At 67.8% G+C, this 25,248-nt stretch carries 24 protein-coding genes and 3 tRNA genes; 18 read left to right on the forward strand and 9 right to left on the reverse strand.

The annotated features are described in order from the left end of the window. Nucleotides 1–9 precede the first annotated feature (9 nt). From NFU04_RS03310 to NFU04_RS03340, 7 genes are all read left to right on the forward strand, one after another. On the forward strand, nt 10–732 hold the full coding sequence (locus NFU04_RS03310) for a cell division protein FtsQ/DivIB (protein ID WP_251308083.1): 723 nt from the start codon (nt 10–12) through the stop codon (nt 730–732). Nucleotides 733–918: 186 nt separating this feature from the next. Then, complete coding sequence (gene ftsA, locus NFU04_RS03315) at nt 919–2,208, forward strand: cell division protein FtsA (RefSeq protein WP_251308084.1); 1,290 nt, start codon at nt 919–921, stop codon at nt 2,206–2,208. A 32-nt stretch (nt 2,209–2,240) separates the two neighbouring features. Next, nucleotides 2,241–3,413 (forward strand): cell division protein FtsZ, encoded by a 1,173-nt coding sequence (gene ftsZ, locus NFU04_RS03320; protein ID WP_251308085.1) that lies wholly within the window; start codon nt 2,241–2,243, stop codon nt 3,411–3,413. 112 nt (nt 3,414–3,525) lie between these two features. Continuing rightward, nucleotides 3,526–4,437, forward strand: a complete 912-nt coding sequence (lpxC, locus tag NFU04_RS03325) for a UDP-3-O-acyl-N-acetylglucosamine deacetylase (protein WP_251308086.1) — start codon at nt 3,526–3,528, stop codon at nt 4,435–4,437. 125 nt (nt 4,438–4,562) lie between these two features. Then, nucleotides 4,563–4,638 (forward strand) — tRNA-Asn (locus tag NFU04_RS03330). A 31-nt stretch (nt 4,639–4,669) separates the two neighbouring features. After that, nucleotides 4,670–4,745 (forward strand) — tRNA-Asn (locus NFU04_RS03335). Nucleotides 4,746–4,778: 33 nt separating this feature from the next. Next, nucleotides 4,779–4,854, forward strand: a tRNA-Asn gene (locus NFU04_RS03340). 52 nt (nt 4,855–4,906) lie between these two features. Here the strand turns inward: NFU04_RS03340 and NFU04_RS03345 are convergent. Then, nucleotides 4,907–6,391 (reverse strand): RimK family protein, encoded by a 1,485-nt coding sequence (locus NFU04_RS03345; protein WP_251308087.1) that lies wholly within the window; start codon nt 6,389–6,391, stop codon nt 4,907–4,909. A 157-nt stretch (nt 6,392–6,548) separates the two neighbouring features. Between NFU04_RS03345 and NFU04_RS03350 the strand changes: the two genes are divergently transcribed. Further along, nucleotides 6,549–7,040 carry a GNAT family N-acetyltransferase gene (locus NFU04_RS03350; RefSeq protein ID WP_251308088.1) on the forward strand — a complete coding sequence of 164 codons (492 nt, stop codon included), beginning with the start codon at nt 6,549–6,551 and terminating at the stop codon, nt 7,038–7,040. A gap of 30 nt (nt 7,041–7,070) precedes the next feature. Then, nucleotides 7,071–7,556 carry a YajQ family cyclic di-GMP-binding protein gene (locus NFU04_RS03355; RefSeq protein ID WP_251308089.1) on the forward strand — a complete coding sequence of 162 codons (486 nt, stop codon included), beginning with the start codon at nt 7,071–7,073 and terminating at the stop codon, nt 7,554–7,556. Nucleotides 7,557–7,648: 92 nt separating this feature from the next. Here NFU04_RS03355 and NFU04_RS03360 read toward each other — a convergent pair whose 3' ends face one another. The 6 genes from NFU04_RS03360 to NFU04_RS03385 all read right to left on the reverse strand — a co-directional run bounded on the left by NFU04_RS03360 (nt 7,649) and on the right by NFU04_RS03385 (nt 12,584). Beyond that, nucleotides 7,649–8,455: a DODA-type extradiol aromatic ring-opening family dioxygenase gene (locus NFU04_RS03360; protein WP_251308090.1), complete on the reverse strand. Its 807-nt coding sequence runs from the start codon at nt 8,453–8,455 to the stop codon at nt 7,649–7,651. Nucleotides 8,456–8,559: 104 nt separating this feature from the next. After that, nucleotides 8,560–9,480 (reverse strand): metal ABC transporter permease, encoded by a 921-nt coding sequence (locus NFU04_RS03365; RefSeq protein ID WP_251308091.1) that lies wholly within the window; start codon nt 9,478–9,480, stop codon nt 8,560–8,562. A 17-nt stretch (nt 9,481–9,497) separates the two neighbouring features. Then, nucleotides 9,498–10,706 carry a metal ABC transporter permease gene (locus tag NFU04_RS03370; RefSeq protein WP_251308092.1) on the reverse strand — a complete coding sequence of 403 codons (1,209 nt, stop codon included), beginning with the start codon at nt 10,704–10,706 and terminating at the stop codon, nt 9,498–9,500. Next, nucleotides 10,682–10,846 (reverse strand): hypothetical protein, encoded by a 165-nt coding sequence (locus NFU04_RS03375; RefSeq protein ID WP_251308093.1) that lies wholly within the window; start codon nt 10,844–10,846, stop codon nt 10,682–10,684. Before NFU04_RS03375 ends, NFU04_RS03370 begins: the two co-directional genes overlap by 25 nt. Next, nucleotides 10,843–11,628 (reverse strand): metal ABC transporter ATP-binding protein, encoded by a 786-nt coding sequence (locus NFU04_RS03380; RefSeq protein WP_251308094.1) that lies wholly within the window; start codon nt 11,626–11,628, stop codon nt 10,843–10,845. Before NFU04_RS03380 ends, NFU04_RS03375 begins: the two co-directional genes overlap by 4 nt. Then, complete coding sequence (locus NFU04_RS03385) at nt 11,625–12,584, reverse strand: metal ABC transporter solute-binding protein, Zn/Mn family (RefSeq protein ID WP_251308095.1); 960 nt, start codon at nt 12,582–12,584, stop codon at nt 11,625–11,627. The genes NFU04_RS03380 and NFU04_RS03385 overlap by 4 nt, the downstream gene beginning before the upstream one ends. A gap of 148 nt (nt 12,585–12,732) precedes the next feature. On the opposite strand from NFU04_RS03385, the gene NFU04_RS03390 reads away from it, so the two are divergent. The 4 genes from NFU04_RS03390 (at nt 12,733) to NFU04_RS03405 (ending at nt 17,530) form a co-directional block, all read left to right on the forward strand. After that, nucleotides 12,733–13,167 (forward strand): YbaN family protein, encoded by a 435-nt coding sequence (locus NFU04_RS03390; RefSeq protein ID WP_251308096.1) that lies wholly within the window; start codon nt 12,733–12,735, stop codon nt 13,165–13,167. Between the two features lie 284 nt (nt 13,168–13,451). Further along, nucleotides 13,452–16,088, forward strand: a complete 2,637-nt coding sequence (pepN, locus tag NFU04_RS03395) for an aminopeptidase N (RefSeq protein WP_251308097.1) — start codon at nt 13,452–13,454, stop codon at nt 16,086–16,088. 137 nt (nt 16,089–16,225) lie between these two features. Next, nucleotides 16,226–16,921 carry an MgtC/SapB family protein gene (locus NFU04_RS03400; RefSeq protein ID WP_251308098.1) on the forward strand — a complete coding sequence of 232 codons (696 nt, stop codon included), beginning with the start codon at nt 16,226–16,228 and terminating at the stop codon, nt 16,919–16,921. 105 nt (nt 16,922–17,026) lie between these two features. After that, nucleotides 17,027–17,530, forward strand: coding sequence for a hypothetical protein (locus NFU04_RS03405; RefSeq protein ID WP_251308099.1), 504 nt, complete (start codon nt 17,027–17,029; stop codon nt 17,528–17,530). A 97-nt stretch (nt 17,531–17,627) separates the two neighbouring features. Here the strand turns inward: NFU04_RS03405 and NFU04_RS03410 are convergent, their stop codons facing one another. Then, nucleotides 17,628–17,834 (reverse strand): cold-shock protein, encoded by a 207-nt coding sequence (locus tag NFU04_RS03410; protein WP_146802270.1) that lies wholly within the window; start codon nt 17,832–17,834, stop codon nt 17,628–17,630. A 241-nt stretch (nt 17,835–18,075) separates the two neighbouring features. Between NFU04_RS03410 and NFU04_RS03415 the strand changes: the two genes are divergently transcribed. Continuing rightward, nucleotides 18,076–18,915: an isopenicillin N synthase family dioxygenase gene (locus NFU04_RS03415; RefSeq protein WP_251308100.1), complete on the forward strand. Its 840-nt coding sequence runs from the start codon at nt 18,076–18,078 to the stop codon at nt 18,913–18,915. Nucleotides 18,916–18,918: 3 nt separating this feature from the next. Continuing rightward, complete coding sequence (locus NFU04_RS03420; protein WP_251308101.1) at nt 18,919–19,566, forward strand: LysE family translocator; 648 nt, start codon at nt 18,919–18,921, stop codon at nt 19,564–19,566. A 184-nt stretch (nt 19,567–19,750) separates the two neighbouring features. On the opposite strand, the gene NFU04_RS03425 is transcribed toward NFU04_RS03420, so the two are convergent. Further along, a complete protein-coding gene (locus NFU04_RS03425) occupies nt 19,751–21,721 on the reverse strand; it encodes a transglycosylase SLT domain-containing protein (RefSeq protein WP_251308102.1) in 1,971 nt (656 codons plus the stop codon). Between the two features lie 162 nt (nt 21,722–21,883). On the opposite strand from NFU04_RS03425, the gene NFU04_RS03430 reads away from it, so the two are divergent. The 3 genes from NFU04_RS03430 to NFU04_RS03440 all read left to right on the forward strand — a co-directional run bounded on the left by NFU04_RS03430 (nt 21,884) and on the right by NFU04_RS03440 (nt 25,217). Continuing rightward, nucleotides 21,884–22,189 carry a YkvA family protein gene (locus NFU04_RS03430; protein ID WP_251308103.1) on the forward strand — a complete coding sequence of 102 codons (306 nt, stop codon included), beginning with the start codon at nt 21,884–21,886 and terminating at the stop codon, nt 22,187–22,189. Between the two features lie 161 nt (nt 22,190–22,350). Then, nucleotides 22,351–24,255 carry a molecular chaperone HtpG gene (gene htpG / locus NFU04_RS03435; protein ID WP_251308104.1) on the forward strand — a complete coding sequence of 635 codons (1,905 nt, stop codon included), beginning with the start codon at nt 22,351–22,353 and terminating at the stop codon, nt 24,253–24,255. 371 nt (nt 24,256–24,626) lie between these two features. Then, the gene (locus NFU04_RS03440) at nt 24,627–25,217 is read left to right on the forward strand and encodes a cysteine hydrolase family protein (protein WP_251308105.1); all 591 of its coding nucleotides are present in this window, start codon (nt 24,627–24,629) and stop codon (nt 25,215–25,217) included. Nucleotides 25,218–25,248 lie beyond the last annotated feature (31 nt).

Below are 25,248 nucleotides of genomic sequence, written 5' to 3' on the forward strand. Positions count from 1 at the left end.
ACCATGCGCATGCGGCGAGGATCCCTGTTAGGCCTGTTGCTGTTGCTGGTGCTGCTGGTGGCCGGCGGGCGGGCGCTGTGGCTGTGGCTGGATCGCCCCATTACCCGGGTGGTGATCGAGGGGCAGCTGCAGCATGTCAGTCCCGCCTACCTGCGCGATCGGCTGGCGCCGTTGGTGGCCGGGGAGAGCTGGCTGTCGGTGGATCTCGGCGAACTGCGCCGCCGCGCCCGGGAGCTGGGGTGGCTGGCGGAGGTGCGGCTCGGCCGCCAGTGGCCGGATGGCCTGGTCTTCTCCCTCGACGAGCAGCGTCCGGTGGCCCGCTGGCATGATGATTTCCTGCTCGACGAGGACGGCGAGCCCTTCGACTTCGAGGGCGAAGGGTTACCCGAGGGCCTGCCGGACCTGGCCGGCCCGCCCGGCAGCGGCCCGGAGGTACTGGCCTATTACCGCCGCCTGCAGGCGCCACTGGCGGAGCTCGGCGTGGAGGTCACCCAGCTGCGCCTGGAGGCGCGCGGCGCCTGGCGGTTGCAGCTCGACCCTGGCCTCTGGGTGATGCTGGGGCGCAATGACCGCCCGGCGCGCCTGGCCCGTTTCGCCGCCGCCTGGGAGCGGGAACTGGCGCCTCTGGCCGACTATATCCGTTATGTTGACCTGCGTTATCCCAACGGCATCGCCGTGGCCTGGCATGGCGAAAGCGACACCGAGGGCCTGAAAGTCCCGGCGAATGGCTGAGTAAAACTACGCGTATTTCTCGGGCCAGAGGAGTTTCTTTTCACGATAATTCTCCGTATTCTGGCCTGTGCTTTCCGGTTAGGCTGGTGCGGGGTGCGCACTTGTTCCTATAATTGGTGCCAAGTCTTTATTGGCCGTTTTAAACGGCAACGTGCCCCGACGAGAATCTAGGAGTGATCACGACCTATGGCAGGACAACCCAATGCCTCCAATATGGTAGTCGGGCTGGATATCGGAACATCCAAGGTCGTGGCGATCGTGGGGCAACCCACCGACGATGGCGGCATTGAAATCGCCGGTATCGGCTCCCACCCCTCCCATGGCATGAAGAAAGGGGTGGTGATCAATATCGAGTCCACCGTTCAGTCGATTCAGCGCGCCGTCGAGGAGGCCGAGCTGATGGCCGGCTGCGACATCCATTCCGTTTATGTGGGCGTGGCGGGCAGCCATATCAGCTCCATGAATTCCGACGGGGTGGTCGCCATCAAGGAGCGCGAGGTGACCCTCTCGGATATCGACCGGGTGATCGATTCGGCCCGGGCGCGGGCCATCTCCGAGGGGCAGCGGGTGCTGCACGTGTTGCCCCAGGAGTTCGCCATCGACACCCAGGAGGGCATTCGCGAGCCGCTGGGCATGTCCGGGGTGCGTCTGGAGGCCCGGGTGCACCTGGTCACGGCGGCGCTCAATGCGGTGCAGAACATCGAGAAGTGCGTGCGCCGTTGCGGCCTCGAGGTGGATGCGGTGATCCTCGAGCAGCTCGCCTCCAGCCTGGCGGTGCTCACCGAGGACGAGCGGGAGCTGGGCGTCTGCATGGTGGATATCGGCGGCGGCACCACCGATATCGCCGTCTTTACCGAGGGCGCCATTCGCCATACCGCGGTGATTCCCATCGCCGGCGACCAGGTCACCAATGATATCGCCATGGCCCTGCGCACCCCGACCCAGCATGCCGAGGAGATCAAGGTCAAGTATGCCTGTGCCTTGACCCAGCTGGCCTCCGGGGACGAAATGATCAAGGTGCCCAGCGTCGGCGACCGGCCGGCCCGGGACCTCTCCCGCCAGGCCCTGGCGGAGGTGGTGGAGCCGCGCTACGAGGAGCTCTTTACCCTGGTTCGCGACGAGTTGCGGCGCAGCGGCTTCGAGGACCTGGTCGCCGCCGGGGTGGTCCTGACCGGCGGAACCTCGCGGATGGAAGGGGTGGTGGAACTGGCGGAGGAGATCTTCCACATGCCGGTGCGCATCGCCTGTCCGCAGATGGTGCGGGGGCTCGCCGATGTGGTGCGCAACCCGATTTATTCCACCGGAGTGGGTTTGCTACATTACGGAATGCGTGAAGCCCGGCAGGGGCATGGCCGTCAGGGGGAGGGACGCACCGTTCCGGCTCAGCCGAGGCGCGAGGTCGCCTCTGGTGGTGGGCTCAAGGATGGCATGCTGGCTTTCAATAAACTGAAGAGCTGGTTCAAAGGAAATTTCTGACAGGGCCGCGAGCGGTCCAGGAGACGGGGCTTATGTTCGAGTTGGTAGATAACGCGCCCTCAAGCAGCGCGGTCATCAAGGTGATCGGCGTGGGCGGCGGCGGTGGTAATGCCGTCAACCATATGGTGGAGAGCAGCATCGAGGGCGTGGAGTTTATCTGCGCCAATACCGATGCCCAGGCCCTGAAGCGGGTCGCCGCCAAGACCGTCCTGCAACTGGGTGGCGAGATCACCAAGGGCCTCGGGGCCGGTGCCAACCCGGAGGTGGGGCGCCAGGCCGCCATGGAGGATCGCGAGCGCATCGCCGAGCTGCTCGGCGGTGCCGACATGGTGTTTATCACCGCCGGCATGGGCGGTGGTACCGGCACCGGTGGCGCCCCCGTGGTGGCCCAGGTGGCCAAGGAGCTGGGCATCCTCACCGTGGCGGTGGTGACCCGGCCCTTCCCCTTCGAGGGGCCCAAGCGCATGCGCGCCGCCGAGGAGGGCATGAAGGAGCTCTCCGAGCACGTCGACTCCCTGATCACCATCCCCAACGAGAAGCTGCTCTCGGTGCTGGGCAAGAATGCCAGCCTGCTGACCGCCTTCAGCGCCGCCAATGACGTCCTGCTGGGGGCCGTGCAGGGGATCGCCGAGCTGATCACCAGCCCCGGTATCATCAACGTCGACTTCGCCGACGTGCGCACCGTGATGTCCGAGATGGGCATGGCGATGATGGGCACCGGCGGCGCCACCGGCGAAAACCGCGCCCGGGAAGCCGCCGAGAAGGCGATTCGCAGCCCGCTGCTGGAGGATATCGACCTGCATGGCGCCCGCGGCATCCTGGTCAATATCACCGCCGGTCCCGACCTCTCCATCGGCGAGTTCAACGACGTGGGGGCCACCGTCCAGGAGTTCGCCTCCCAGGACGCCACCATCGTGGTGGGGACCTCCATCGACATGGAGATGTCCGACGAGCTGCGCGTCACCGTGGTCGCCGCCGGCCTCGACGGTCGCGTCCAGAAGCCGGTCCAGCGCGATACCGCCGTGAGTCGCAGCGAGCCCTCCCCGGACTATCGCAAGCTGCAGCAGCAGCCCGCCGTGGCTCGTCAGCAGGCCGCCAAGGCGGAGCAGGAGGCGGCGTCCAAGGCGCGCAGCGAGAAGCGTCGCTCCCAGGAGCTGGACGATTACCTGGATATCCCGGCCTTCCTGCGGCGTCAGGCCGATTGATTCCCGCTATAACGGGTATAGCGCGGCCGGGCGAGATATTTTTTGGTAAAACGGGTGTTCGCTGCTATAGTGAACACCGTTTGATAACATGCTTTATGCCTGGCGGTTACCCATGATCCGACAACGCACTCTCAGCAACACCATTCGCGCCACCGGCGTCGGCCTGCACTCCGGCGAGAAGGTCTACCTGACGCTGCGGCCGGCACCGGTCAATAGCGGTATCGTCTTCGTGCGCACCGACCTCGATCCGGTGGTGGAGATCCCCGCTCGTGCGGCCAACGTCACCGACACCACCCTGTGCACCGCCCTGTCCCAGGATGGCGTCAAGGTGGCCACCGTCGAGCACCTGATGTCCGCCTTCGCCGGCCTGGGCATCGACAATGCCATCGTCGAGGTCAGCGCCCCCGAGGTGCCGATCATGGATGGCAGCGCCGGCCCCTTCGTGTTCCTGATCCAGTCCGCGGGCATCGAGGAGCAGGAGGCCGCCAAGAAGTTTATCCGTATCAAGCGCGAGCTGGTGGTGCGCGAGGGCGACAAGGAGGCCGCCTTCCTGCCCTATGACGGCTTCAAGGTCTCCTTCGCCATCGACTTCGATCACCCGGTGATGGAGCTGCGCGATCAGCGCGCCGTGGTGGACTTCTCCACCACCTCCTTCGTCAAGGAAGTCTCCCGGGCCCGGACCTTCGGCTTCATGCGTGACCTGGAGTACCTGCGCTCCCACAACCTGGCCCTCGGCGGCAGCCTCGACAATGCCATCGTGGTGGATGACTACCGCATCATGAACGAGGATGGGCTGCGCTACGAGGACGAGTTCGTCAAGCACAAGGTGCTGGATGCCATCGGCGACCTCTACCAGCTGGGCTACAGCCTGATCGGCGAGTTCCGCGGCGTGAAGTCCGGGCACGCCCTGAACAATCAGCTGTGCCGGGTGCTGATGGAGACCCCGGAGGCCTTCGAGATCGTCACCTTCGAGGAGGAGAGCGCCCAGGCGCCCATCTCCTACGCCTCTCCGGCCATGGCCTGAGAGCCGCGCCGCCAGGACAACCGCCGCCCATCGGGCGGCGGTTTTGGTTCCAGGGGGTAGAAGCGCACCTTACCCCTTGACCCGGAAGCAATAATCCTTATACTACGCCCCGTGTTCGACGCTGTTCCCCGATAGCTCAGTTGGTAGAGCAAATGACTGTTAATCATTGGGTCGCAGGTTCGAGTCCTGCTCGGGGAGCCAACCGCAGCGCGACGAACACAGCTCAGATCAATCCTCGATAGCTCAGTTGGTAGAGCAAGTGACTGTTAATCACTGGGTCGCAGGTTCGAGTCCTGCTCGAGGAGCCAAGCCTCCGATCTGAGATCTTGCTAGGCGCATGTTCCCCGATAGCTCAGTTGGTAGAGCAAATGACTGTTAATCATTGGGTCGCAGGTTCGAGTCCTGCTCGGGGAGCCAAGCGCGCCGACTCCCGTATCTTATCCTGACGTTTTGATATCAAGGCGCTCGCTTAGCGCAGCTGTCGACGGTGATGCTCCATGCGCGCCACGAAGACGGCCATGATCCGCTCGTAGAGACGCGCCCCCAGCACGCGATCCTCGATGCCGGCATCGATATTGGGATTGTCGTTGATCTCGATCACCACCACCCGCTCGCCGACCTGCTTGAGGTCGACCCCATAGAGACCGTCACCGATCAGTCGCGTGGCCTTCAGCGCCGTGCGTACCACCGCCTCGGGCACCTCCTCGATGGCATGGGTCGAGAAGCCGCCGCTGCGGACCTTGGTCGAGGAGTGATCGTAGATCTGCCAGTGGCCCCGGGCCATATAGTAGCGGCTGGCGAACAGCGGCTGGCCGTCGAGGATGCCGATGCGCCAGTCGAAGTCGGTGGGTAGCCACTCCTGGAGCAGTAATAGCGCCGAGCTCTCGAAGAGTCGGGTCGCTTCCCGCAGCAGCGTCTCGGCACCATCGATCTTGACGATGCCCCGGGAGAAGGCGCCGTCCGGCACCTTGAGGACCCGGGGATAGTCGAGAGTCGCCGCCAGCTCGATCAGCCGCTGGCGCTCATGGCGTTGCAGCAGGTGGCCGCGCGGGGCGGGAATGCCCTTGGCCTCGAGCAGGGCATGCAGATAGACCTTGTTGGTGCAGCGCAGGATGGAGCGACTGTCGTCGATCACCACCAAGCCTTCGTGCTCGGCGCGGCGGGCCAGGCGGTAGCTGGGGTGATCCAGGGCGGTGGTCTCGCGAATAAAGAGGGCATCGAATTCCGCCAGGCGGCCCCTGTCGCGGTGGGTGATCAGCGAGACATCCACGCCGAGGCGACGCCCGGCGCGGATAAAGCGCTTCAGGGCGCCGCGGTTGCTGGGCGGCATCGCCTCCCGGGGATCGACCAGCATGGCCAGGTCGAAGCGATAGCGGCGGCGCGCCCGGGGCGTGCGCCAGATACGCCGCGAGTGACGATTGAGGGCTGCGGCGAAGCGGTCCTGCTCGTCACCACCGAGGGCGCTCAGGCGCAGGGGGCGCAACCGCGCCAGTCGCCAGCGGCCCTGGCGATGGCTCACCTGAGCCTCGAGCAGCGGGCAGGGCAGGCGCTCGAAGAGCCGCCGGGCCAGCCGCGCCAGGGCGGGGACCTCGCACTCACCGAACATCACCCTGAGGGTCAGGGTCTCGCCGGCCAGGGCGCCCTGGCGGGCCAGGCTCTCCAGCAGCGGCTCCAGTCCTTCCAGCTCCAGGTCGACCAGTGACTTGCGCGCCAGCTGGTTGAGGGTCTCCACCGACGGCAGCACCCGATGTCCGCGAGCCTGGGCCAGCAGGGAGACGTAGTAGCCGCGACCCAGGTACTCCAGGTCGGTACACAGGTTGATGACGCGAGTGATGCCCGCCTCCTCCTCCTGTGGGGACTGGGCGAGGTAGGTGGCGGCATCGATCAGGTCGTCGCTGGGGTAGTAGGGGGTCCAGTCGCCGAGTCGGTCGACGACGATACGCAGGGCGGGCATGGGAGGGCCTCGTGCCGGGCCACCGGGGTGGCGGCCATGGGCGCAGCATGCCGCCTGGAAGGCGGGCGTGATAATTGATTTATTTCATCATCATGGGCGATGACAGCGCCTCGGCTGCATTGCACAATATCCCCACCCCCTGGTCGAGGACCTAGTGATGCAAGCCCAGTTGCGGCCCGGTCGTATCGAGGACCTGGCCGCCCTCCATGCCCTCGAGGAGCGCTGCTTCGTCGGCGACCGTTTCAGCCGTCGCCAGCTCGCGCATCTGCTGGGGCCGGCCAATGCCGTTACCTGGCTGCTGGTGGACGGCGAGAGCCTGCTCGGTTACGGCACCCTGCTGCTGCGTCGCAATAGCCGGCGTGCCCGCCTCTACTCCTTCTGCGTCGCCCCGGAGGCCCGCGGTGGTGGCCTGGGGGGACGCCTGCTGGAGCGACTGGAGAGAGAGGCCCGGGAGCGGGGCTGCGAGCACCTGAGCCTGGAGGTTCGCGCCGACAATCGGGCGGCCCTGGCCCTCTACCGGCGCCGGGGCTTTCGCCTGACCCGCTGGTTGGACGACTACTACGTCGATGGCTGTGCCGCCTGGCAGATGAGCAAGGCGCTGGCCGCCGAGGACTCGGCGACGGATGAAAGGCCCGCGCGGCTGGGCTAGAATCGCGGCTTTTATTGCCAGGAGTCGTCCATGCCTTCCTTCGATATCGTTTCCGAATTCGACGGCCACGAGGCCACCAACGCGGTGGATCAGGCCAACCGCGAGATCCAGACCCGCTTCGATTTCCGCGGCGTCGATGCCAGCTTCCGCCTCGAGGGCGAGGTGGTGCATATCGAGGCCGAGGCGGATTTCCAATTGCAGCAGATGCTCGATGTCTTGCGCAATCGCTTGATCGCCCGGGGCATCGATGCCCGCTGCATGGATCCCCAGGAGCCCCAGTTGGGCGGCGTCAAGGCGCGTCAGGAGGTCAAGCTCAAGCAGGGCCTGGAGGCGGCCGAGTGCAAGCAGGTCGTCAAGCTGATCAAGGAGTCCAAGCTCAAGGTGCAGGCGCAGATCCAGGGCGACAAGGTTCGCGTCACCGGCAAGAAGCGCGACGACCTGCAGGGTGTCATCGCCCTGCTCAAGGGCGAGCAGGGACCGGAGCTGGCCCTGCAGTACAACAACTTCCGCGATTGACGCCCTGGCGGTTCTGGGCCAGGAGGGGGCGACGCCAGATCCCCCTCCCAACGTGATGCCAGCGGGCCCGCCATTCGGCGGGCCTGTTGCGTTCAGGCCGGGCGCCCCGCCTCCCAGGCCTCGGCGAGGGGCTGGCTTGCCAGCATCAGCATGCTCAGGTTGCCGAAGGTGAAGCTCTCGTGGAGGGCGCTCATGGGCTGGCCCTCCAGGGCGGCGGCACAGATCAGCAGCGGCAGCAGGTGCTCCGGGGTGGGGTGAGCATGGCGTCCGGCGGGGGCCCGCTCGGCCCAGGCCAGTAGCGCCTCCAGGTCGCCCTCGGCGGCACGGTCGCGCACCCAGTCATGGAACGCCCGGGCCCAGGCATCCGGGGCGGCGTCGAAGGGCTTGCGATCGCCCAGGTTATGGGTGGCGGCCCCGGAACCGATCAACCAGAGTCCCTCGGCCTCGGCGAACGCCCCCAGGGTCCTGGCGAAGCGGCACAGCTCGTCGCGGCCGGCCGCCATGGGCACGCTGACCGGCAGCAGCGGCACCCGGGCCTCGGGCCAGACCAGGGAGAGCGGCGACCAGACGCCATGATCGAGGGGGCGGTTCGGCTCCAGGCGGGCCGCGAGACCCCGGGCATGGAGGCGTTCGGCCAGGCGGCCGGCCGCCTCGGGCAGCCCCGGGGTGGGGTAGCGCAGACGATAGAGGGCCTCGGGAAAACCATGGAAGTCGTGGAGGGTCTCCGGCGCCGGAGCCGAGCCCAGGCGAATCTCCGGGCTCTCATAATGGGCCGAGACCACCAGGGCGCCACGCGGCGCCGGCAGACGCCGCCCCAGCTCGGTGAGGAAATCCCGCGCCGGGTGCCGGCGCAGCACCAGGTCCGGGGAGCCATGGGAGAGATAGAGTACGGGACGCATAGGGGAACCTCCTTGAGAGGCCTCCAGCATACGCCGCCGGCATCCGTCGCCAAGGGGGCAGGGCTGAATGGACTCTTTCCTGCCCGGCAAGAGTCCCGCCGGCGTCATGCCGGGGGTGGCGCGGCGCGATGGCGACGGGGGCCGAAGCGACAGGCCAGCAGCAGGATCAGCCCGGCCACCACGCTGATCATGCCGGCGGCGCTGAGGCCCGCATCGATGCCCAGCCAGCCGGGGCCATGGCCGGCCAGCACCACCCCCAGCACGGCGCTGACCAGGGCGAAGGCCTGGCTCCAGGCCAACTGGTGGCTCAGGCGGTCGGTCATCAGCCGGGCCGCCGCCGGCGGGCAGATAAACATGGCGATCACCAGGATCGAGCCCACCGCCTCGAAGGCGGCGATGGCGGCCACCGCCACCATCACCACCAGCAGTAGCTGGGTCGGTCCGGGGCGGGCGCCCTGGCTGGCGGCGAAGGCGGCATCGAAGCTGCCCAGCACCAAGGGCCGCCAGGCCAGCAGCATGAAGAGGCCCACCAGCAGGGCCACCCAGGCCACCCGGGCCAGTTGCGGCGGCAGCCCCGCCAGGGCCTGAGGGTCCCAGAGCGCCGCCGGCCGGGTACCCTCGAACCACACCAGGCTCTCCAGGTTGCCGTAGAGGGCGTGCTCCACGTCCAGGTGGACGCCGCTGGCGCCGCTCCACTCCAGCATCAGTACCCCCAGGGCGAAGAGGGTGGTAAAGGCCACCCCCATGGCGGCACTCGATTCCACCCGGCCCAAACGGCGGATCAGCTCGATCAGCGCCAGGGTGATCAGGGCCGCGGCGCCGGCTCCCACCAGCATGGCGGAAGCCGCCAGGGTGCCGGTAAGCAGGAAGCTGGCGACGATGCCCGGCAGGGCGACATGGCTGATGGCGTCGCCGATCAGCGCCTGACGGCGCAGCACCAGGAAGTTGCCCAGCAGGGCACAGCTCAGGCTGCACAGCCCGGCGACCAGCAGGGGCATCAGGCTCAGCATCAGGAACTCACCCATCGATGGCCTCCAGAAACTCACTTATCGACGGTGTCCGGTGGTAGCCGGCGCTCCAGCTCATCGATCAGGTCCGGGGGCAGCAGCCGGGAGATGGGCTCGAGCCGGCGTGCCCCGAGCTGTGCCGCCTCCTCCGGGTAGGCGTGGCGATAGTGCATCCACAGGCGCTCCTCCTGGTGGGCATCCCGGGCCGCGGCGCGTCCCTGGGCGGTGGCCAGGCCGTCGCGGCGGATATGCCCGAGGCGGCGCAGGATCCGCAGGGTGGTGGGGTCGAAGATCGCCTCATTGCGGGCCAGGGCCAGCAGGCCCTGGCGGCAGTGCACCCGGCGCACGAAGCGGTAGCGCTCGATCAGGTGGGCCAGCAGGCCGCGCCGGGGCGCGATCAGCAGCGAGACCAGGAAGAGGGTGAAGGCGGCCAGTACCACCAGGGCGCCGCTGGGCAGACGCGGGTGCACGCTGGAGAGGGTCACCCCCAGGTAGCCGGCCAGGGCGCCGGCGACGGCGGCGATCATCACCAGGGCATGGGGGCGGTCGGTCCAGAAGCGGGCGGTGACCGGCGGAATGATGGTCAGGGCCACGACCAGGATCAGGCCGGTGACCCGCAGCCCCACCACGGTGACCGCCAGCAGCAGGCCCAGCAGCCAGGCGTCGGTGCGCCGGAGATCGACCCCCTGGGTCCAGGCATGCTCGGCATCGAAGCAGAGCAGCAGAAGGGGGCGGCGCAGGATCACCAGGGCCACCAGCAGGCCCAGGGCCATGGCCCCCAGCAGGTAGGCCTCGCTGGCCAGCATGCCGGCGGTGGCACCCACCAGGTAGCCGGAGAGCCCGGCCTGGCCGGCGACGGGCATGGCCTGGATCACCGTGAGTAGCACTACCCCAAGCCCGAAGAAGACCGAGAGCACCGCACCGATGGCGCTGTCCTCGCCCAGCCGGGTATGCCGACTCATGGCCTGGACGGCGGCCAGCCCCAGGGCGGCGCTGGCCGCCGCCCCCAGCAAGAGTCCCGGCAACCAGCGGCCGTCGCCCTGCACCAGGGCGATCAGGATAAAGGCCGCCGCCAGCCCCGGCAGGGTGGCGTGGCTGACCGCATCGCTGATCAGGGCGCGCCGGCGCAGCAGCACATGGCTGCCCACCATGCCCGCCGCCGCCCCCAGGAGCAGGGCGCCGAGGGTAACCAGCCGGGTGTTATAGCCCGCGCTAAGGGTCAGGGCGTCGAACCAGGCGTCCATACGCTTCCTCCGTGGTGCAAGGCGCCCACGATGGCCAGGGCCTTGGGCGACGAGAGCAGGGCGGCTCTCTCGGGGGGCGTGACCAGCCGGGCGTTGTAGCCCGCGCCAAGGGTCAGGGCGGCGAACCAGGCGTCCATCATGGCCGGGAGGCCTCCGATACCGGCAGCAGCCGCGCCAGCTGGGCCGCGGTCAGTCGGCCCCCATAGGCCTGCTGAAGGTTGGCGGCGGTAAAGGCCTCGGCCACCGGTCCGGCGGCGACGACCTCCACGTCGAGCAGCAGCAGATGATCGAAATAGTCGCGTACCGTGGCCAGGTCGTGATGGACGCAGAGCACGCTGCCGCCCTGGGTTCGGAAGCTGCGAAAGAGCTCGATGATGGCGCGCTCGGTGGCCGCATCGACGCCGGCGAAGGGCTCGTCGAGGAGCAGCAGTTCGGCCTGCTGGGCCAGGGCGCGGGCCAGGAAGATGCGCTGTTGCTGGCCGCCGGAGAGGCGGCCGATCTGGGTCTCGGCGAAGGCCTCCATGCCGACCCGGGCCAGGCACTCCCGGGCCCAGTGGCGATGGCGGCGCCGGGTGGGTTGCCACCAGCGCAGTCGCCCGTAGAGGCCCATCAGCACGACGTCCAGGGCGGTGGCGGGGAAGTCCCAGTCGATGCTCGAGCGCTGGGGCACATAGGCGATATGGCGGGGCGGTCGCGGCAAGGGGCGCCCATAAGCCAGCAGCTCGCCGGCGACCCGGGGCTGGATGCCCAGGGCCGCCTTGAGCAGTGTCGACTTGCCGGCGCCGTTGGGGCCGACGATGGCGCTCAATCGACCCGGCGGCGTCACGAAGTCGACGCCCAGCAGGGCCAGGCGTTCGCCATAGCTGACCGTCAGCCCCTGGATGGCCAGCGGGCTGGCGGCCGGGTCGAACGGCTCCTTCATGGGCGTGCCTCCGCCAGGCGACCCAGGCGTCCCCGCGGGGGAGCCTGGCCCCCCAGGGCCCGGGCGATGGTGGTCAGGTTATGATCGAGCATGCCCAGATAGGTGCCCTCGTAGCGGCCCGGCGCTCCCATGGCATCGGAGAAGAGGGTGCCGCCGATGATCACCGTCCGGCCCCGGGCTTCGGCCCCCTCCACCAGGGCACGAACATTGCGCTCGGCCACCGAGGACTCGACGAAGATCGCCGGGACGCGGCGTTCCACCAGCAGGTGGACCAGCGACTCGATGCGCGCCAGTCCCGCCTCGCTTTCGGTGGAGATGCCCTGGATGCCCACCACCTCCAGGTCATAGGCCTCGCCCAGGTAGCCGAAGGCGTCATGAGCGGTGACCAGCAGGCGCCGCCCCTCGGGCAGGCTGCCCAGCACCTCCCGGGCATAGGCGTCCAGGGCCGCGAGCTCGGCCAGATAGGCGTCGGTGCGTGCGGCGAAGGCGTCCCGTCCGGCGGGGTGAAGCTCGCTCAGGGCATCGCGGATCGCCCCCACCACATAACGCCAGCGGCCCGGGTCCATCCACACATGGGGGTCGAACTGGCCGGCGAAGTCGCCGGCCGGCAGGCGGGCCTCCACCGGCACCGCCTCGCCCACGGCATAGACCGGGGTGTGTCCACTCAGGCGGTCGAGGAACTCCTCGAGCTGCAGCTCCAGGGCCAGGCCATGCCAGAAGACCGCATCGGCGCGGGTCAGGGCGACGATATCGCGGCGCGTCTGGCGGTAGAGGTGGGGGTCGACCCCGGGGCCCATCAGGGTCTCCACCACGACCCGGTCGCCGCCGATGATCGCCACCACATCACCGATCATGCCGGTGGTGGCCACCAGGTGCAGGCGTGTATCGGCCTGGCCGGCGAAGGGCAGCAGCAGGCCGACGAGTAGCAGGACGTGGAGATATCGGGTCGCACGCATGCTCGGCTCCTGGCTGGGAGGAAACGACGGAGACCGCGACAGGGTCCCGCCATTGGCTTAGCCTAGACCCATGATGGAAAAAACCCATTTCAACGCCGTGGCCGGCTAGGCTTAACTAGGTAACGCGGGCGACCGAAGGAGGGCGGCGATGCGAGATGACCCGGAAGTGAGTGGCTGGCTGCGCCCCGGTTACCTGATCGTGGCCTGGATCAGCTTCGCCCTGGGCGTGATCGGCGTCTTCGTGCCGCTGATGCCCACCACCTGCTTCCTGCTGCTGGCGGTATGGGCGGCCTCCCGGGGCTCGCCGCGCTTCGCCGGCTGGATCCGCGCGCATCCGCGTTTCGGCCCGCCGGTGGTGGCCTGGGAGCGGGAGCGGGCCATCCCGCGTCCGGCCAAGCGCCTCGCCGTGCTGATGCTGGGGGTCTCCATCTTGGTGCTGCTCTTCACCCTGGGCCTGCTGTGGCTCAAGGTGATGATTATCGGCGGCCTGCTGCTGCTGGGGGGGTGGATCCATACCCGGCCCGAGCCGGGCGGGCGCTGCCCGCTGCGCGGCCTGGCCTCGCGCTCGCCTCTGGAGCGTTAGTCCGGTTCGTTGATTAGCGCCTGGTCCGACGTTATCGCAGCTGGACTCTCTGAGGGGCGCTGGGGGCAGGTCGGAGCAAAGCGTCTTTTTCAGGGACGAAAAAGTCGAGCGCCCAGGGAGGGGTTTACAGCGTCTTTGCGAAGTGCCTGTCCCCAGGATAGCCCTGAACCTCAATAGGAGAAGCGCGCGAACTGTGATCGCTCCGGCACCTTACCGGCAGCCTTTGAGTCTTTCCTCCCCGGGGCCGTACAATGGGGCCAATTCGCGAACAGGAGCCAGACTCGATGTCAGACCCCCAGTCCACCTACCTGCACGACTACCAGCCCCCCGCCTACCGCGTGACCCATACCGAGCTGAAGTTCGACCTGGCCCCCTCGGCGACCAGGGTCAGCGCCCGGCTGCAGCTGGAGCGCAACCCGGCGCGGAGCGAGGAAGCGCTGCCCCTGGAGCTGGACGGCGAGAGCCTGCGGCTGGAGCGCATCGCCATCGACGGCCAGGCGCTCAATCCGGATGAGTACACCCAGGGCGACACCGGCCTGACCGTGCATCGGGTGCCGGAGCGCTTCGCCCTGGAGACCGAGGTGGTGATCGACCCCGCCGCCAATACCGCCCTGGAGGGGCTCTATCGCTCCGGCAGCATGTTCTGCACCCAGTGCGAGGCCGAGGGCTTCCGGCGCATCACCTTCTACCCGGATCGCCCCGACGTGATGGCCACCTTTACCACCACCCTGATCGGCGACGCCGAGCGGGAGCCGGTGCTGCTGGCCAATGGCAACCCGGTGGAGCGGGGTAGCCTGCCGAACGGCCGCCACTTCGTCACCTGGGAAGACCCCCACCCCAAGCCCAGCTACCTGTTCGCCCTGGTGGCCGGCGACCTGGAGAAGGTCGAGGATCGCTTCACCACCGCCAGCGGCCGGGAGGTGACCCTGCAGATCTGGGTCGAGGAGGAGAACCTGGGCAAGACCGACCACGCCATGGCCTCGCTGAAGCGTGCCATGCGCTGGGACGAGGAGACCTATGGTCGCGAGTACGACCTGGACCTCTTCATGATCGTGGCGGTTAACGACTTCAATATGGGGGCCATGGAGAACAAGGGGCTCAATATCTTCAACTCGGCGGCGGTGCTGACCCATCCCCAGACCGCCACCGACGCCGCCTTCCAGCGGGTCGAGGGCATCGTCGCCCACGAGTATTTCCATAACTGGTCCGGCAACCGGGTCACCTGCCGCGACTGGTTCCAGCTCTCCCTGAAGGAGGGCTTCACGGTGTTCCGCGACCAGTGTTTCAGCGCCGATACCAACTCGGCACCGGTCAAGCGCATCGAGGACGTCTCCTTCTTCCGCACCGCCCAGTTCGCCGAGGATGCCGGCCCCACCGCCCACCCGGTGCGCCCGGATCACTATATCGAGATCGGCAACTTCTACACCCTGACCATCTACGAGAAGGGCGCCGAGGTGGTGCGCATGCTGCGCAACCTGCTCGGCTGGGAGGCCTTCCGCCGCGGAGCCGACCTCTACTTCTCGCGCTTCGACGGCCAGGCGGTGACCATCGAGGACTTCGTCGGCTGCATGGCCGAGGTCTCGGGCCAGGATCTCTCCCAGTTCATGCGCTGGTACGCCCAGGCCGGCACCCCGGAGATCGATGCCAACGGCCACTACGACTACGCCAAGGGGGAGTATCACCTGACCCTGCGCCAGCGCACCCCGGCCACCCCGGACCAGCCGGACAAGCAGCCGCTGCATATCCCGGTGCGCCTGGGCCTGGTGGGCACCAAGAGCGGCCGCGACCTGCCGCTGACCCTGGACGGCGAGGCGCTGGGCACCGATGCCGTGCTGCATCTGCGCGAGGAGGAGCAGCATTTCGTCTTCACCGACGTCGCCGAGGCGCCGGTGCCGTCGCTGCTGCGCGGCTTCTCGGCGCCGGTGAAGCTGCGCTTCCCCTATGGCCGCGAGGACCTGGCCTTCCTGCTGGCCAACGACTCCGACGGCTTCAACCGCTGGGATGCCGGCCAGCGCCTGGCCATGCTGGCCCTGGATGACCTGATCGCCGCCCACCGCAACGGCGTCGAGAAGGTCATGGACTCGCGGGTGATCGAGGCCTTCCGCACCCTGCTCAGCGAGGAGAGCGACGACAAGGCGGTGCTCGCCGAGATGCTGACCCTGCCCTCCGAGGCCTATATCGCCGAGCAGCAGCCGGTGGTCGATGTGGACGCCATCCATGCCGCCCGCACCTTCGTCAAGCAGGGCCTGGCGCTGGCGCTGCGCGAGGAGTTCCTGGCGATCTACGAGGCCAACCTCAGCGATGCGCCCTATGCCCCGGAGCCGGAGCAGATCGCCCGCCGCAGCCTCAAGAACGTGGCGCTCTCCTACCTGATGAGCATCGAGGACGAGGGCGCCATCGAACGAGCCCGGCAGCAGTTCGAGGCCGGTCACAACATGACCGATGTGCGTGCCGCCCTGACCCTGCTCACCCACAGCTCGCGCGGCGACCTGGCCGAGCCGGCCCTCAAGGCCTTCGGCGAGCAGTGGGCCCACGATCCCCTGGTGATGGATCAGTGGTTCACCATCCAGGTCACGCGTCCCCAGGACGACGTGCTCGATCGGGTCAAGTTCCTGATGCAGCACCCGGCCTTCTCGCTGAAGAACCCCAACAAGGTGCGTGCCCTGATCGGCGCCTTCGCCGGCCAGAACCGGGTCAACTTCCACCGCCTCGACGGCGAGGGCTATAAGCTCCTGGCCGACGTGGTGATCGAGCTCAACCGGCTCAATCCGGAGATCGCCGCGCGGATCATCACCCCGCTGACCCGCTGGGCGCGCTTCGACGAGACCCGCCAGGCGCTGATGAAGGCGGAGCTCGAACGCATTCGTGGCGAGGCGCTCTCGCCCAATGTCTACGAGGTGGTGGAGAAGGCCCTGGCCTGATCCGGATCGCCGGTCGTTGCGACGAGGGCCACTCCCCAGGGGGTGGCCCTCGTGCATTGCGTTCCTGCCAGCGTTGAGGCAGGTTCGGCGACACCTTGTCATGATGGAAGAAGCCAGGGACCAAGGGAGGGATAGCGATGACCCACGAGCAAGTGATGATCCTGGTCTATCTGGCGGCGGCCTGGCTGGCGGGCAGCCTGATCGGCCTGGAGCGCAGCTATCATGGTCGCCCCGCCGGCTTTCGCACCCATGCCCTGGTCTGCCTGGCCTCGGCGCTGCTGATGATCGTCACCACCCATCAGGGAAATTGGGTCAATGGCCTGTTGCCTGCCACGACCATTACCACCGATCCGACGCGCATGGCCCAGGGCATCATGACCGGCATCGGCTTCCTCGGCGCCGGAGTGATCTTCAAGGAGGGGCTGACGGTGCGTGGCCTGACCACCGCCGCCTCGATCTGGATGACCGCCGCACTCGGCATCCTCTACGGCATCGGCTTTTTGTTTCCCGCGGTCAGCGTGACCCTGATCACCCTGATGACCCTGTCGCTGTTCCGCTGGGTGGAGGCGCGCATGCCGGGACAGCATTTCGCCGATCATATGCTGGCCTTCCCGGTGGAGGCGACGCCGGGAGAGGTCGAGGTGCGCCGGTTGATTCGCGACCAGGGCTTTCGCATCAAGGCACTGAGCTACCGCCTGACCCAGCGGGGCAGCGTCTTCGAATACCATATGACATTGCAGACCCATGATCGCCAGAACCTGGGACGCCTGGTGGAGCGGCTGCGCGACGAGACCGGCCTGCTGGAATTCCGCCTGGCCCCCCTGGCCGAATAGGCCATCCGGCTGCCGGGCTATCGCCGGCCGACTTGCTTGGTGTATCGGCCTTTGCTGGAATAGGTGACTCGCGACTGAATCGCCATCGATAAGCTGGAGACCCTTATGAGCGCAAGACCCTGGATTCCCCTGGCCGCGGCCCTGTTGCTGGTCGGCTGCGGCAACGGTGAGGAGGCCGAGACCTCGACCCAGGAAGCGGAGGCCCCGGCGGAGATGGAAGAGGCGCCGGCGACAGCCACGACGCCGCAGGAGACGATGACCGAAGCGGCGACCGCGACCGAGGAGGAGTCGATGCCGACGACCCCGGAAGCCGAGCCGGCCGTCGAGGAGGAGGGCGCTGCGGGCGAGGTCGCCGAGCCCGACCCGCAGGCGTCGTTGAGCGAGACACCGGAGAGCCTGGAAGGCCAGGATGCCATGCCCGGTGAGACCACCGATGCCGAGATCGACGAGTTCCTGGAGGAGACCGAGCGGCGCTTCGAGGAGGCCCAGCGGCAGATCGACGAACAGTTCCAGGAGGCCGAGCGTCAGGCCCCGGGCAGCGATACCCGGGAGCTGCTCGAAGATGTGCTGGAATCCACCGAGTCATCGTCCGAGCCGGCGGCCCCCTGAGGCTTGCCATAAACGCAGAAAGGTCCGCCGAGGCGGACCTTTCTGTTAGTGCCATTTGCGTACCGCGGGGGACGACAACTGGCGTCCGGGTCTCGGCTTAGCCTTCGACGCGGATGTTGGAGGCCTGGAGGCCCTTCTTGCCCTGGGTGACGTCGAAGGAGACCTTCTGACCGTCCTGCAGGGTCTTGAAGCCATCGGCCTGAATTTCGGAGAAGTGGGCAAAGAGGTCATCGCCACCGTCATCAGGAGAGATGAAGCCGTAGCCTTTGGTGTCGTTGAACCACTTGACAGTGCCAGTTGCCATCGTCGAATTCCTTACTAGCGAAATAATGTTGCTGGGGTGGCTTCCTGGGGAACCCCACCCCGTAGTGCGTGGCTGACGCGAAGAAGAAGGCGCACTGGGAGTCTCGAAGGATCGATCAACAACTGACGACTTTCATCTTGCAAACCAACGCAATCGATGGTGCATCAGTGGCGGGGTTGCGTCAAGATAGGGACTCGGCACCCCGCACGAATGCCCCGAAATCACTGTAGATGGAAAACCCATGCGCGTCCAGAACGTCGATTTTACCCAGGATGACGCCCGTCAACGTTTCGTCGCCTCGCTGCGCGAGACCGGCTTCGCGGTGCTGCGTCATCATCCGCTGCCGCCGTCACTGCTGACCTCCATCTATCGTCACTGGCTGGCCTTCTTCGCCGGTGGCGAGGCCGAGGCCTGGCGCTATGATCCCCGCCATCAGGATGGCTATTTCCCTCCCGAGGTCTCCGAGACCGCCAAGGGACAGAGCGTCAAGGACCTCAAGGAGTACTACCACGTCTACCCCTGGGGACGCATCCCCCCGGCGCTGCGCGACGAGATCCTCGACTACTACCGCCGCGCCGAGGCCCTGGCGACGACCCTGCTGGGCTGGATCGAGGCCGAGACCCCGGCGGAGATCGCCGTCCACTACCGGGAGCCCCTGTCGCGGATGATCGAGGGCAGCCAGCAGACCCTGCTGCGGGTGCTGCACTACCCGCCGCTGCGTGGCGACGAGGTGCCCGGGGCGGTGCGCGCCGCGGCTCACGAGGACATCAATCTGATCACGGTGCTGCCGGCGGCCAACGAACCGGGGCTGGAGGTACGCAGCCGAGAGGGGGAATGGCTGGCGGTACCCTGCGACCCGGGCCAACTGGTGATCAATGTGGGGGACATGCTCCAGGAGGCCTCCCGTGGCTATTTCCCCTCCACGACTCATCGGGTGGTCAATCCTCGCGGGCCGGCCCGGGAACAGTCGCGGCTGTCGCTGCCGCTGTTCCTGCACCCGCGCCCCGAGGTGGTGCTCTCCGAGCGACATACCGCCGACAGCTACCTCAAGGAGCGGCTGCGCGAACTGGGGGTACTCTGAGCCATGTGGATCGACGAACAGTTCTGGCCCTTCCTGGTGGCCATCACCCTGCTGACCCTGAGCCCCGGGGTCGATACCCTGCTGGTGATCCGTAACGCCAGCCGTGGCGGCGTACGCGATGGCGTCTTGACCAGCCTGGCGATCTGCAGCGGCCTCTTCGTGCATGCCGCCGTCTCGGCGCTGGGGATCTCGCTGATCCTGTTGCAGTCGGCCTGGGCCTTCTCGCTGCTCAAGCTGGCCGGCGCCGCCTACCTGATCTGGCTCGGGGTGCAGAGCCTGCGGAGCGCCCGGCGCGGTCGCCCGCTGCCGCTGGCCGGTATCGGCGCGACCCGGGCCCAGGCGGTGCCGGCCTGGCAGCCGTTGCGGGAAGGCTTTCTCTCCAATGTGCTCAACCCCAAGACGGTGATCTTCTATATGGCCTTCCTGCCGCAGTTTATCGCCCCCGGGGACCCGGCCCTGACCAAGTCGCTGTTTTTGGCCGGGGTACACTTCGTGATCGCCAATCTCTGGCAGATCGGCATCGTCCTGATGGTGGGGAGTGCCGGCCGCTGGCTGGCCAGGCGCTGGGTGGCCCGCGGCCTGGATGGGGTGACCGGGGCGGTAATGGTGGCCTTCGGCATCAAGCTGGCGCTACAGCGCCAGCCGGGCTAGCTGTGATCTCTCGGTAGGTTGTTCATCCGGAGCGGGAGCGCGTCGCTTCTGGAAGCCTGGAGCTGGAAGAAAAATCGCCCCCATGGCTTGCCATGGGGGCGATTCACATCACGGTACTTTTCCAGCTTCCAGCTTCCAGCTTCCAGCTTCCAGCTTCCAGCTTCCAGCTTCCAGCTTCCAGCTGTTACTGCCGGGCCAGCAACGAGGTATCGTAGCGGCCGTTGGCTTCGCTGGCGCTGAGCAGGGCAATACCGCGGCTCTCGCCGCCATTGGCCAGGCTCTCGAAGATGACCCGATAGGTCATGATCGCCTGCACATAGGCGCGGGTCTCGCGGAAGGGGATGCTCTCCACGAAGAGGTCGAACTCCTGCGGCGCGTCGCGCAGCCAGCGGTCGACCCGGCCGGGGCCGGCGTTATAGGCCGCGGCCGCCGCCAGGCGATTGCCGCGGTAGCGCTCGAGCATCTCGCCGAGATAGGCGCTGCCCAGGCGGATATTGAGCTCCGGCTCCAGCACGCCGTAGGGGCCCGGATCGGCGAGGCCCAGCCGGCGGCTGACCAGGGTGGCGGTGCCCGGCATCAGTTGCATCAGCCCCCGGGCGCCGGCGGGGGAGAGGGCCCGGGGATTGTAGGCGCTCTCGCGGCGGGCGATGGCCATCAGCAAATAAGGGTCGACGCCGGCTTCCGCGCCCCAGCGCCGGAAGCTGTCCCGGTAGGCGGCGGGGAAGCGCCACGCCAGGGCGTCCCACATCCGTCCGGCGATGGTGGTCTGGACCAGCTCGGCGTGCCAGCCCTGGCTCGCCGCATAGTCGGCCAGTCGCCGTGCGGTCTCGCCGTCGGCGCTTGCCACCGCGCCCAGCCACTCGCTGTTGGCCAGGCCCGGCTCATCGATGCGGCGCAGCGCCTCGGTGCGGCGCACCACCGGCCATTGCGCCACTTCGCGGCGCTGCGCCTCGCCATAGTGGTGGCGCTCCTCGCTCAGGGCATAGGGGCGATCGAGGCGATCGGCGGCGGCGAAGGCGAAGAAGCTGCGTCCCTCGGCGGCGCGCTCGTAGGCGGCCTGCGCCCCCAGGGGATCGCCCAGCCGTGCCAGGGCGCGGCCCTGCCAGTATTGCCAGCGGCTGTCGCCACGGGTGTCGTCGGGCATCAGCGCGATCCAGTCGCGCACGCCGTGCCAGTCCCGCTCGCCCAGGGCCACCCGCACCCGCAACTCGAGCAGGTCGCCGGTGGCCAGCCGCGGCAGGGCCGCGTCCACCCAGGCGCGGTTGGCGGCGATCTCACGGACCAGGGAGTAGAAGGCCAGGTCGCGCTCGATGCCCTGGCGGCGCTCGTCGCCCAGCGTCAGCCCTGGCGCCAGGCGCCGCCAGGTGTCGAGGGCGGTGGCGGTGTCGGCGCGGGTCAGGCCATGCATGGCGGCGCTGACCAGGCCCGGCGTGGCCGGGTGGTCGCCGAGCCGCGGCGCGACGTCGGCGATGGCGGCATAGTCGCCACGTACCCGTTCATAGGCGTTCAGGGCTGGCTGCCAGTCGCCGCCCAACTGGCGGCCGAGATACCCCGCCAGGCCACTCTCGCCGGCCTTCCAGGCCAGCATCAGGCGCTCCCAGATCTCGACGTCGCCGATCACGCCCCGGGCGCGCAGCGCCGAGAAGAGCGGGTCGCAGGCATCGGGTTGGGAGCGCCCCGCATGCCACAGGGTCAGGCCGCCCCGGGCCGCCTCCTCGGGGGCGCGGTCGAGCAGGGCGGCGTAGTAGTAGCACTGCCGCGCGGTCCCCTCCGGCGCCCCGGCGCTGACCGCCAGCAGGCGCGCCGGCAACCCGGCCTCCCCGTACTGGCCGATCGCCTGGTTACGCATCCAGCCGGCGAGGGGGGAGTCCTGATGGCGCTCGATAAAGGCCAGCACCTCGGCGGGCTCGGCCGCCGGAAGCCGTGCCTTCAAACGGTGATATGCCACATAGCCTTCCAGCACATGGCCGTCGATGGCGGCCGTGTCGATGCGACTCCACTGCTGCTGGCGGGCCGCGTCGAGGGCCTCGCGCAGGGCCCGGTCGTCGGCCTGGGCGGGGGACAGCAGCAGGCCGAGGGCGGTGGCGGTGGCCAGGGTGGCGAAGCGGCGCCTGAGGCGGCCGAGTCGCGGGGCGAGGGCGGGTCGAGTAGCCATGGTGAGTTTCCTGAGACGGGTTCCTGGGCGTCGCGATGCCCTTATCCTGGCCGATTCGCCGGCCGCTGAGTAGTGTTGTCTCGGGGCGACAGGTCGCCGGGGGAGGAAACTCCTCGGTCACCGATGGCTCCAATCCCCGGAATGTCCTTTGAGGAGTCCTCCATGACCCGATCGATTCGGCGCCTCTCGCGCCTGGCCCGGCTCAAGCGCCTGGGCATGGCGCCCCTGCACTGGGGCCGGCTGTGCTGGGACGTGCTGCGTGGCCGCTACCGGCCGGTCCCCTGGCGGGCGCTGGCGCTGGGTGGCCTGGCCCTGGGCTATCTGCTGCTGCCCTTCGACCTGATCCCCGACCTCCTGTTGGCCCTGGGCCTGATCGATGACCTGGTCATCGTCGCCTGGCTGATGGCGCGGATCGAGCCGGAGCTCACCGCCTATCGGCACTGGCGGGAGCGCCGAGCCTCCCCCTGAGCGCCGGCCGGTGGTCCGGGCAAGGTGGCGTGCCCCGCGGGTCCCACCCGAGGGATAAGCGCGGAGACTTGAAAAGTGCGCGGCGGGCCCCATATGAACCTGCACCGTGATTCTTCGGCGCGCCGCGCCACTCATTCCGTGATGTAACGAGGACCCTGTCGATGTCCACTGCCACCCACGAAGAAACCCTGGGCTTCCAGACCGAGGTCAAGCAGCTGCTCAAGCTGATGATCCACTCCCTCTACTCCAACCGGGAGATCTTCCTGCGTGAGCTGATCTCCAACGGCGCCGATGCCTGCGACAAGCTGCGCTATGCGGCCCTGGACAACGACGCCCTCTATGAGGGCGACAGCGAGCTGCGCATCGAGATCGAGCACGACGCCGAGGCCGGCACCGTCACCGTGCGCGACAACGGCATCGGCATGAGCCGCGACGAGGTGATCCAGAACCTGGGTACCATCGCCCGTTCCGGTACCGCCGAGTTCCTCCAGCAGCTCTCCGGCGAGCAGCAGAAGGATGCCAAGCTGATCGGTCAGTTCGGGGTCGGCTTCTACTCCGGTTTCATCGTCGCCGACGAGGTGACGGTGCGTACCCGCAAGGCGGGCAGCGACCAGGCCGAAGGCGTCGAGTGGCGCTCCCGGGGCGAGGGCGAGTTCAGCGTCGCCGACATCGAACGCGAGGCCCATGGCACCGAGATCGTCCTGCACCTCAAGGGCGATGCCCAGGAGTTCGCCGACGACTTCCGCCTGAGGAGCCTGGTGCGCAAGTACTCCGACCATATCGAGGTGCCGGTGCGCCTGCCCAAGGTGGAGACCGCCAAGGACGACGACGGTAACGAGATCGAGGGCAGCGAGGTCACCACCTGGGAGACCGTCAACGAGGCCACCGCCCTCTGGGCGCGCCCCAAGGGCGAGATCAGCGACGACGAGTACCAGGCCTTCTACAAGCACGTGGCTCACGACTTCTCGGATCCGCTGACCTGGAGCCACAACAAGGTCGAAGGCAAGCTGGAGTACACCAGCCTGCTCTACGTGCCGGGCCGCGCGCCCTTCGACCTCTACGAGCGGGACGGCGCCCGGGGCGTCAAGCTCTACGTGCAGCGCGTCTTTATCATGGACGACGCCGAGCAGTTCCTGCCCCTCTACCTGCGCTTCATCAAGGGCGTGGTGGACACCAAGGACCTCTCCCTGAACGTCTCCCGGGAGCTGCTGCAGCAGGATCCCCAGGTCGACAAGATCAAGTCCGCCCTGACCAAGCGCGGCCTGGACATGCTCAAGAAGCTGGCCAAGGACGCCGAGGCCTACCAGGGCTTCTGGAACACCTTCGGCACGGTGCTCAAGGAGGGCCCCGCGGAGGACTTCGCCAACCGCGAGAAGATCGCCGGCCTGCTGCGCTTCGCCACCACCCACACCGACAGCGCCACCCAGGACCAGTCCCTGGCCGACTATGTGTCACGCATGAAGGACGGCCAGGAGAAGATCTACTACATCGTCGCCGACAGCTTCAAGGCGGCCAAGTCCAGCCCGCACCTGGAGATCTTCCGCAAGAAGGGCATCGAGGTGCTGCTGCTCTCCGACCGCATCGACGAGTGGCTGATGAGCCACCTCAGCGAGTTCGAGGGCAAGAACTTCGTCGACGTGGCCAAGGGCGAGCTCGACCTGGGCGAGGTGGAGAACGAGGAGGAGAAGCAGGCCCAGGAGGAGACCGCCAAGGCCAAGGAGGCCCTGGTCAAGCGGGTCCAGGAGGCCCTGGGCGAGGCCGTCCAGGAGGTCAAGGTGACCCACCGCCTGACCGACTCGCCGGCCTGCGTGGTGCTGCCGGAGCACGAGATGGGCTTCCAGATGCGCCGCATCATGGAGGCCGCCGGCCAGACGCTGCCCGAGGTCAAGCCGATCCTCGAGCTCAATCCCGAGCACCCGCTGGTGGCCCGCCTGGAAGGTGCCGAGGGCGAGGCCTTCGGTGACCTGGCGCATATCCTCTTCGACCAGGCGATCATCGCCGAGGGCGGTCAGCTCGAGGATCCCGCCGCCTACGTCAAGCGCCTCAATACGCTGCTCACCGCCTAAGCCGCTCCACCAAGGCTGATCGGCTCGACGACACCCCGCTTCGGCGGGGTGTTTTCGTTTAGGGCTCCAGACTAGGCGTGAGGCGGGGTTCGCACGACACCCACTGTTATCCCAGTGGCGGGGTGTTTGCGTTCAGGGCTCCAGACTAGGCGTGAGGCGGGGTTCGCACGACACCCCCTGTTATCCCAGTGGCGGGGTATTTTCGTTCAGGGCTCCACACTGCACCGTATTAAGCGTGAGGCGGGGTTCGCACGACACCCTCCTGTTACCTCGGTGGCGGGGTGTCGCGTTTAGGGCACGCTCGGCAGACTCTCCACTCGGCACCTATCCTGAGGGCATGCCGCCGCCGCGGCCCTGCCGAGAGGGATGCCATGACTCCGCGCTATGGAACGACCAGCCTGCGTCTCTGTGATGCCCGCGACGAGAGCGCGGCCCTGGTGATCATCGATATGCAGCGGGCCATCGATGGCTGGGGGGAACCCAGCAACCCCGACCTGGAAACCAATCTCGCCGAACTGCTGGCCTGCTGGCGGGGCGGCAACGGCCATATCGTCCATGTGCGGCACTTCTCGCGCTCGCCGGGGTCCCGACGTCGCGCCGGGCAACCCGGCGCCGAATTCAAGGACTGTGTTACCCCCGCCCAGGGCGAGCGGGTGCTTACCAAGCATAGGGACAGCGCCTTCGTCGATACCGACCTGGAGGCCTGGTTGCGCCGTCATGGGGTGGGGCACCTGGTGGTGGCCGGCGTCACCACCGGCCACGCGGTGAGTACCACGGTGCGTCATGGCGCCTGCCTGGGTTTTTCGCTGAGCGTGGTAGCGGATGCCTGCGCCTGTTTTTCCCTGGAAGATGCCGCCGGTCGTGCCTGGTCCGGCGAGGCACTGCACCAGGCGAGCCTGGCCCTGTTGTCCGGGCGCTACGCCACCATCGCCTCGACCCATGAGGTAGTTCAATATTTTTAACGCCCAGGAATAACCCTTTCATTATGGCGCC

Source organism: Halomonas sp. NCCP-2165, assembly GCF_023708045.1.
GTDB lineage: Bacteria > Pseudomonadota > Gammaproteobacteria > Pseudomonadales > Halomonadaceae > Bisbaumannia > Bisbaumannia pacifica.